The organism is Mycoplana rhizolycopersici (genome assembly GCF_013378445.1).
Taxonomy (GTDB): Bacteria; Pseudomonadota; Alphaproteobacteria; order Rhizobiales; family Rhizobiaceae; genus Mycoplana; species Mycoplana rhizolycopersici.
Map to the genome: position 1 here is coordinate 1 of NZ_JABXYK010000037.1, position 8,578 is coordinate 8,578.

At 57.7% G+C, this 8,578-nt stretch carries 9 protein-coding genes and 1 pseudogene; 6 read left to right on the plus strand and 4 right to left on the minus strand.

Features of this window, described 5'->3' with window-relative positions:
- Both HV823_RS26540 and HV823_RS26165 read left to right on the plus strand, forming a co-directional pair.
- A partial coding sequence (locus HV823_RS26540; protein WP_210270946.1) for a hypothetical protein occupies positions 1 to 199 on the plus strand: 199 nt, incomplete at its 5' end.
- A gap of 172 nt (positions 200 to 371) precedes the next feature.
- Positions 372 to 827 carry a hypothetical protein gene (locus HV823_RS26165; protein WP_176952601.1) on the plus strand — a complete coding sequence of 152 codons (456 nt, stop codon included), beginning with the start codon at positions 372 to 374 and terminating at the stop codon, positions 825 to 827.
- A gap of 345 nt (positions 828 to 1,172) precedes the next feature.
- Here HV823_RS26165 and HV823_RS26170 read toward each other — a convergent pair whose 3' ends face one another.
- Positions 1,173 to 2,117, minus strand: coding sequence for a hypothetical protein (locus tag HV823_RS26170; RefSeq protein ID WP_176952602.1), 945 nt, complete (start codon positions 2,115 to 2,117; stop codon positions 1,173 to 1,175).
- A 255-nt stretch (positions 2,118 to 2,372) separates the two neighbouring features.
- Here HV823_RS26170 and HV823_RS26175 point away from each other — a divergent pair, with 255 nt between their 5' ends.
- From HV823_RS26175 to HV823_RS26190, 4 genes are all read left to right on the plus strand, one after another.
- Entirely contained in the window at positions 2,373 to 3,440 is a 1,068-nt protein-coding gene (locus tag HV823_RS26175; RefSeq protein ID WP_176952603.1) for a porin, read from the plus strand.
- Between the two features lie 1,115 nt (positions 3,441 to 4,555).
- Positions 4,556 to 5,326 (plus strand): calcium-binding protein, encoded by a 771-nt coding sequence (locus HV823_RS26180; protein ID WP_176952604.1) that lies wholly within the window; start codon positions 4,556 to 4,558, stop codon positions 5,324 to 5,326.
- Between the two features lie 299 nt (positions 5,327 to 5,625).
- Positions 5,626 to 6,597 carry a non-homologous end-joining DNA ligase gene (gene ligD / locus HV823_RS26185; RefSeq protein ID WP_246302016.1) on the plus strand — a complete coding sequence of 324 codons (972 nt, stop codon included), beginning with the start codon at positions 5,626 to 5,628 and terminating at the stop codon, positions 6,595 to 6,597.
- A gap of 148 nt (positions 6,598 to 6,745) precedes the next feature.
- Positions 6,746 to 6,904, plus strand: a complete 159-nt coding sequence (locus tag HV823_RS26190; RefSeq protein ID WP_176952605.1) for a hypothetical protein — start codon at positions 6,746 to 6,748, stop codon at positions 6,902 to 6,904.
- A 2-nt stretch (positions 6,905 to 6,906) separates the two neighbouring features.
- Here HV823_RS26190 and HV823_RS26195 read toward each other — a convergent pair.
- From HV823_RS26195 to HV823_RS26205, 3 genes and pseudogenes are all read right to left on the minus strand, one after another.
- A pseudogene (locus HV823_RS26195) lies at positions 6,907 to 7,613 on the minus strand (SOS response-associated peptidase).
- A 62-nt stretch (positions 7,614 to 7,675) separates the two neighbouring features.
- Positions 7,676 to 8,014 (minus strand): hypothetical protein, encoded by a 339-nt coding sequence (locus HV823_RS26200; protein ID WP_246302017.1) that lies wholly within the window; start codon positions 8,012 to 8,014, stop codon positions 7,676 to 7,678.
- Complete coding sequence (locus HV823_RS26205; RefSeq protein WP_343052096.1) at positions 8,007 to 8,219, minus strand: hypothetical protein; 213 nt, start codon at positions 8,217 to 8,219, stop codon at positions 8,007 to 8,009. The genes HV823_RS26200 and HV823_RS26205 overlap by 8 nt, the downstream gene beginning before the upstream one ends.
- Positions 8,220 to 8,578: the final 359 nt, after the last annotated feature.

Below are 8,578 nucleotides of genomic sequence, written 5' to 3' on the forward strand. Positions count from 1 at the left end.
TGCCGGCGGTGCTGACCTATTGGGCGCCGCCGAACAAAGCCTGATCGGCTTCGCCCGCCATGGCGAGCAGCTTTTCGCGGTCATGGATGCCGGCGCGGTAGTGGCGGAGCAAGAGGCCAGCGAGTGCAGTTGCCTCTGGGCCTTCGGCCTCTATTCCTCGTTGGCGGCAGATCTCGTCGAACGTGCTCCCGAGCATTGAGAGGCCAGCAGGATCGACGAAACTTTCCTTGGGAAGGTAGCGCTGGATCATGGCGGTTCTCCAATCCTGCGGCGCCCATCCATGGCGCCGCGGTAGACAGCAAGAAGATGAGAATTGCGTTGGCGCGCGTCAAGGCGCTCCGCGATCAGCACACATGCAGGCAGGGGACTAAATGGCAGAGGTGGATGCTATGGAACTACCGAGACGCGCCCCGAAGCTCGAATGGAACCTGAACACGATCATCCAGATCATAACGCTCGTCGGCATGTGTGTCGGCGGCGTTGCGATCTGGGTGGACAAGAGCAGGGACATTGAAGAGCTACAGGCCTGGCGCACAGCCATCGAACAGGACCGAAAGGAGAAGTCAGCCGAATACCGTGCCAGTATGGCGAAGCTCGAAGAGCGCGTGAAGGGCACAGAGAAGGACATCGGCAAAATCGACAACCTTCAATACCGGCTGACTGTGGCAGAGCAGTCCACTGCGACGACGGCCACGGCGATGAAAGAGCTTCAGGACAGCCTCAATGACATGAACGGCGATATCCGAGTGATGCGGGAGATATTGCAGCGGCTCGACAATGTGAACGGGCGAAGGGCGGAGAAGCAGATGCTGGCTTTTCCTGGCTAATCACCTTGTAACTGATCTATGCAAGATAAACGCCGATGAACGCTGCCGCGGGCGAAGTGGTTGATCGCCCAGCAATTATGCGAAGGCGGCGTACTGAGCGCAGTTACGGCTCGCGACCGTGCGGTGATATTCGCCGCTTCGGAATAAAATGTGGTATTTTGGGTCGCCGTAGACTTTTGCCGCCCCCTCGGCGGCTAAACCCGCGACAGAGCTACTCCCCCGGAGCTCTGTGTCTATGGAAGAGCGAAGCCTCCGATTGAACATGTCGGAGGCTTCGTTTCAATGTAACTTAGAAGAGCGAGAGAGATGGGCGCCCCGCGAACCCAGTGCACGACAACCTGTTTCTTATTGTTCGATTTTGACGATCCTCGATCCACTGGCCAGCCGCGATAAGATGCTCAGCGCGAGCTTCGCTTGAAGTGCAATTTGATCCCCGGTGGTCAGATTGACGTCGTCGATACTCGTCCATGCCACCGAGCCGTCTGAGGTGAGCAGTCGAGTTGAGAGTCGCGCCCGGCGATCTTGCAATCGCAGCCGCCCTTCGAAACGGTACCCCCGGGAGTACACATCGCCATCTGCAACAGAAGGCTTGTTATGCTGCGCAACGATGACTGTCAGATTTGGTAGTTTCGATAGTAGTTCAACTACCTCGTCCGTTACACCTTTCGCGAGCGCAGTCCCGTGGCGTGATTGGGTGATATCTTCGAATGGGATGACGACAATAGTCTGGCGATCAGCCTCTGCCTCTCGCTCCAATTTGCTTTCAAATGAACGATAGACATCGCGGACAACCACTCCGCTTCCGCCAAGAAGTGCGGCTAGGCAGATGCCAACTGCAAGACGTTTTGCTCTCCACCAAGGAGGTGAATTTGGCAGATCCTCCAAGGCTCCTGGATCTGCGTCGCGACCGCCGGTCGGGGACCAATTGAAGACCGGAACATACCCGCCCTTCGGGATCGTGATCAGGATACGATCCCTCTGACCGTCTAGAAGAAAATAGCGCTCGAGACTTCGGCGCAGTTTCCCTGCCTCAATGCGGACGACGGGATCGTTCTGCGCGTCAAAATTGGCGGTGCGACCGAAAACCTCAAGGCCAATAGAGTAGCCCTTGATGAGGTGCGAGCGCCCTTCCAGGCACTCCTCAACGATATACTCAAGGAAAAGCCGACTACGGCCCTTCGCGTCGAAGAATTTGCTGGCGAGGATGCGGTCTAGCTGTCCGCGTATCTCGGAATCAGAAGGGAGGGGGGCGTTAGTCGTATTCTGATGTGCTGCACTTGCGATAGCCATAATGCCCCCAAGTCGATTGCACTTCGAGTTCAAACGCGGCGTTTCAGGCTTCTGTGCTGGACTGGTGAAATAATGCTCTGCTGTATAGCAATGATGAAACCTACGATAGGCAGTGCCTCTATGGAGGTCAACTCATCAATCGTGCAACGTTGCCGGGGAGACGCGTTCTTGCGGGCAGGATCGGGTAACATACCTCCTTGATGCCGTTGATAAGAATGTGCAGTGTGTTCAGCGTGTTTACCGGCGAGTAGAATCATGCGCTTCAAGTCATATCTGATTGCAGCGGCAACAATGCCGATAGTCCTGGCCAATAGTGATGCGATCGCGGCTGACGCGGTGGTGGCGGCTGAACCCGAGCCCATGGAGTTCGTGCGGGTCTGCGACGCTTTCGGCGAGGCGTACTTCTACATTCCAGGAACTGAGACCTGTATGAAGATCGGCGGATACCTCCGTGTTGACATCGCCGGAGGTGACCCGAACGGTCAGGATACCTACCCTGGAGGTGGTGGGGACTCGTGGTTTACACGCTCGCGTTTCAATTTCCGCATCAGCACGGCTACGGATACGGAGTACGGCGCGGTGAAGACGTACATTGAGACGCAATTCGACCGCGACGACAACACCGACAACATTGCAATCCTGGAAATCGGTACGATCGAGCTTGCTGGCTTTTTGGTCGGATATGTGGACACCCTCTACACGGCTTTCACGGGGGATGCCGGTAACACTGTCAATGATTACTATGATGTTGACTACGGCGACTTTCATCAGAACCAAATTCGCTACACCTATGACCCGGGGAACGGTTTCATTGCGGCGATCTCGATCGAGGATGACAGCGACCCGAACAGTGATGTGGTGACCGATTACAATGTTGCTGATGACAATTACATTCCCGACGTCATCGGTGCAGTGGGTTATGTCAATGACTCCTTCAAAGCCCGTCTGGTTGCCGCCTATGACGAGTCGATGGAAGCAGGCGCCATCAAGCTTCGCCTGGATGCGACGTTTGGCGATCTCTCAGTTTTTGCAATGGGTGGCTGGAGTACGGATGGCGACGAGGTAAACAACTATGCCCGTTGGGACGGAGACTGGGCGGCCTGGATCGGGGCTTCTTACTCCTTGACCGAGAAGGCGACCATAAACGCCTCAATGAATTTCGACGAAGGCGGTGACGTCGAAGGCGCTCTCAACATTGCCTACGCTGTCGTTCCAGGGTTCGAGATCATCCCGGAAATCGACTTCCGTAACAAAATGGATGAGAAAGAGGGGCCGAACGCAAATGATTGGGGCGGGGTGATCCGTTTCCAACGCAATTTCTAAGATTTGGTGACGTTGGCCCTCGGCCGCGTAGCGCAAAGACTCGCACCAATTTGCTCGTATCGAGTCGATCGCATGCGCGTCTACATGCTGAATGCGCAGAAAGTCGCCGCCGACTTTCGCGTGAGAAATCGATAGGTATCACGAAAGGTACCCGCGTCTGCAGCCTCAGCCGAGCTAACCGCGAGGAGCTTGGCCTTCGGCGCATTCATCGGCTCCCGCCGGTACTGTGGCCTCCGCAATACCAAACCCGTCGAGCCGCTTCCGGGAGGATCTGGACTAGCCGGCGTCGTCCTTAAGAGATAGCTGACGTATGAACCGTCGAGCCTCCTCTTCCGTCTCAAACGATTGGTGACTTGAATGGCTATCTGATTTCACGCACACCACCCATTTGCCGTTTTGTTGGACGATTGTGATTTTCCTGCCCTGCGCATTCATACAAATAAGTCCCCTCATGCCTCGTCCTGCGTAACGCGTTCAGCATACTCAAAATTCGCCGTTCCGCCAAAAGTTACGGTGGCTTCCTTCTTTTGGAGCATTGCGGAGGGCGATGTACGAACTACCATTGGTGCATGGTTAAACCTGGGTCCGACGATCTGAATTTCTCTCGGCTGAGCCTCCGCCTTGCGGTGGTCCTGCTTTCTCATGGTTATCACCGGGTGAGTGAGCTTTCGCGGATGAGCGATAAAGAGCTATTGTCGCTGGAACGTATCCACCACGGCGATGTCGAAGAGATCCGTGCGGAGCTTTCCAGGTTGGGGCGCGACGAGTTGCTGCAATAGCGATCCCCCTAAGTGTGCCTCGCACAACGCTTCGTCGTCCTCCAGCGTCGTGGAGTGGGATACCGCGGGCTGTCGGCGGTTCAACGGAGCGATGTGCGCGACACGCAGATTTTCAACACTGGCGAAGGCCATACACCATAGAGAGCAAGGCTGTCGAAAACCATGCGTTGTTGGCGCGCGATGCGCGTATCAGCTGTAGGGGTGATCCAGTTTGTTCAGATAGTGTGCAAATCCCTAAAGATTTAAGGGGTTCCTGCGGCAAGAATTCACGAATCATGCCTGATTGTTCGCTAGCCTAAAACAGCTTTACGGCTTTACGCGAATTGAGGAAACGCCATGAAAAAATCCATCGATCTGATCGAGTCGTCGCTTGAGACTAGGTTCCTTGCCAAGTTGGAGAAGCGAAAGAAGGAAGTGAACGACAACGACGACGATGGGAAGGATGGAAAGCACCTTCGTGGTGATAAGGGCAGTGACAAGCTCAAAGGCGGTAACCACGATGACGATATCGGAGGCGGCCGCGGCCATGACGTACTCCATGGCGGCGCGGGCGACGATGCGCTCGTCGGCAATTTCGGCAACGACAAACTCTACGGCGCATCCGGAAACGACACTCTTTCAGGCGGGGCTGGTAAGGACTTGCTAAACGGCGGCATCGGCGATGATGTGCTGAACGGCGACGATGGCAATGACAGGCTCTTTGGGGGGAAGGGAGCAGACGCGATCGATGGAGGAGCTGGAAATGACAAGCTCGCGGGTGACGCAGGCAACGATACCCTGATCGGCGGAGCGGGCGATGACCGTCTCGATGGTGGCAGAGGAGACGACACGCTCTTCGGAGGCGAGGGCAAAGACGAACTGAAGGGCGGCGCGGGCTCCGATATTTTCGTCTTCGCTGCAGGAGCTGGAATGGATCGCGTGAAAGACTTTAAAGATGGCGTCGATAAGATCGACCTGACCGCCTTTGGGTTTGCCTCGATCGATGATGTCTTGGCGCTTACTACGGTTGTCGACGAACATGCCACAATCGACTTCGGCAACGGCGACAGAATTTCATTCAAGATCCCATCGCTTTCAAATTTGGACAGCAGCGACTTTCTGCTGTGAACGTGTCCGGCCGTCAGTGAGACACTAGCGGCCGGATCCACTTGCTGGAGGGTCGGGCCTCCCCAGTAACACGCGTCATGGCGCAGTTGCTTCTTGCCCTAGATCACATCTGTCCCAAACGCCACGCTGCCAGCGGAGGCCATGTCAATCCTCCGCTGGCTTGCGAGCGTGGGGCTCGGCGGCGCGCGAAACCAACGCGCCGTTGGGCCTGAGGGGGATCCAGGCCCAACATCTGAAACAATTCGCCGGTAGAAAGGTTCCTCTGCGGAACAAAATGGCAAATCACGCGATATCGGGCCATGGGCAAACCTGGCGCACCATCTGCCACACTTCATGATCCGATGCCGGCGCGCATCGAGCCGTGCCTCGCGCTGTTGGTTGCCGAGCCGCCGAACGGCCCGGAGTGGACCTTCGAAGTAAAGTGGGACGGATACCGGCTGGCGGTCCACAAAGAGCTGGAGGGTGTCCGCGTCGTTACGCGCGGCGGTCACGATTGGACGGATCGCTTTCCGGCAATCGCCAAGGCTGCAGCGGAAATGGAAGCGCAAACGCTGATCCTTGATGGCGAAGCCGTCGTTCTCGATGAACAGGGTCGGTCGGACTTCAGCGCGCTGCAACAGGCGCTCGGCGGACGAGGCGGCAAGCGTCGCGCTGGTGAGGCGCTGTTCTACGCGTTCGATCTCCTCTACCTCAATGGTCACGACTTGATGGGAATGCCACTCCACGATCGGCGTGCGATGCTTGACGCAATTTGCCATGTGCCCGGGGGCATCATCCGACTGTCCGAGGAAATCGGCGACAACGGCGCCGAGCTGCTGAAGGTCGCCTGCGGCCTGGGGCTCGAGGGGATTATCGGGAAGAACGATAACAAGCCCTACCGCTCCGGGCGCCTTGGAGATTGGGTAAAGATCAAATGTGTGCAGAGCGAAGGCTTTGCGATCCTTGGCTATGAGCCTTCCCGCAACGCGCTCGGTGGCATCGGGCGACTCCTGTTGGCGGCAAGGAAGGGAAGTGAGTTGGTCTATGTCGGAGGCGTTGGGACCGGCTTCACCGCTCGATCGGGAGCCGCGCTGCGGCGCCAGCTCGACGCGATTGCGATCCCGAAGCCTGCCATCGATGTCGAAAAGCGAAAGGGGGTGTTCGTGAGGCCGGTGCTTATGGCGGAGGTGGAATTTCGAGCCTGGACAAAGGACGGGAAGCTTCGGCATGCCTCGTTCAAGGGGCTTCGCGAAGAGGCGGATGCGGCCTCGATTTACCAGATTGTGTCGTGATGTAAGACCCGGCGACATTGCACATGCCGCCGGGCTGCTGCATACCCTCATACACAGCTCACCCGCGCGAACGCAGGTTCTGCAATTTTAGGTGTAATTCTCCAAGTTTTTACTAATCTGCTCCCTGGGTCACGTTACGAGGGGCGCGATGAGCGAGACACGAGGCGAATACGTCAAGGCGACACTGACCGAGTTGCTGGTCATCAGCCGGAAAGAAGGTGACAGAGGCGCCATGCTTAACTACCTGATCTCGATGGCGCTTCAAGAGGCGCATACGGTCTATCGCGGTGAACGAGGGCCGGCCTAACTCTAACCCGCCGGCATTGGAGGCAGCACGAGCATAAGCTCGTCGTCAGGCAATGGTCGCTGGAGCCGCTTCGCTTCTTCCCACGGGGCGGTCAGCCACGTCTCCGTCTCGTCGCCAGGTCGAAGGATCGCAGGCATGGCCTTCTGATGGATTGGCCCGACAATCCCGTTCGGCTCGGTGGTGAGAAATCCGAACAGGTCGGCCGTGACAATGCCTTCCTTGACCTTTCGCACGCTCCAGCAAAGAACAGGAGCGGCTGCGTCTCATTCGCCGCGAACCACGCGTTGGGCGTCCTGCCGCCCTCCGCTTTGCTGGCGGGGTCCAGCTCGGCAAAGCGCGTGAAGGGAACCAAGCAACGGTTCTCCACACCCAGCCAGCGGGTCCAGTGCTTGCTTGAGGTGTTGCGGACGTTGGTTGTCCCGCCGTCCGGCTCCATTTTCAGGAGCTCGTCAAAGTTGATTTCCTTGCCTTTGGCGCGAAGTTTGTCGGCGCGCTTGCTGGCAGCCTGAAACAGCGCCTGTTTGGACGATGGCAATCCCCAGCGCACCATCGCAGCCTCGCGACCAGCAGGAGTGTTGCGCACGATCGGTGCCTTGTAGTCGGGATAGATGTCTAGCGAGGGCTCAAGGTTGCCGAGGCTGTCGATCATCGCTCGCGTTGCCTGAAGGACCGCAAGCTGGTTCGTCGTGACGTTATACAAGTTGCACATGGCGATCCTCCGGTCTCCAAGGTGGCGGCGTTCTCAGAGCTCTGTCAATATTGCTGACGGGCTTACCCGCGAACGTCCTTCCACACCGGCACCCTCACGCTCCGGATCTTCACTAGGTGGCGGACTGTCATCGTCATCCTCTCCGCAGCGCTCGGAAGCACGAGGGTTGCATTCACGGCCTCCTTCTTTCCGCAGCGGCTGCACCGGAAGCTTCCGTCGAGTTCGAGAATAGTCAGGTCTCCCACGAGTTGGACGATATCGCCGGGCCGGTAGAAGTGCGTGACATTGCAATAGCCGCACCGCACCTTGACGAGCTGGCCGACCTCTTCCGCTTTCGACAGGCAGTGCATCTTTGCGCGCACGCCCGGATGAACCAATTCGCGCACGTATCCCTCAGGCATCGTCTCGCTCGTAGCGCGGGGACCAGCCACGCGTCATGCCTCTGCTCATTGCGCCCTCTGCGAGCGCCAGCTGCAGGCGGAGGTCCTGGCAGTCCTTCAAAAGCGTCTCGATCGCGGCGCGGGCATTGCCGTCGTGGTAGGCGAGTACGGCATCAAGTTCGCTGATCTCCTCTTTCGGGACGGCTGCGGTAGCAATGGGGCACACGTCTTCGTTCTCCTGAGATAGTCCCAGCAGGCCTGCTGTCGAGTTGTCATGGTGGTGGCTGCATTGCCGACTTGTGCCGGCGCGGCGTTGGCTACGCTGCGAGCTCTCCAATCTCGCCGAACTGGACCAGTAGACGGGGGCTGCTCATATCGCCGCTTTCCATATCGACCTGAACCGCATAGGCGGCAACGCCGATGTGCCGTGGTGCCATCGCTGCAGCTACCTTCTCAGCGATGACGTCCCGAGAGGTGGTGTATCAGGCTAGCGGTGGTCATCGGCTTTTTCCGGTAGGGTTGGGTTGTTCAAGCACAACCTGATGGAAAGACCACCGATGACCAATGACATGATGGACCTGCGCT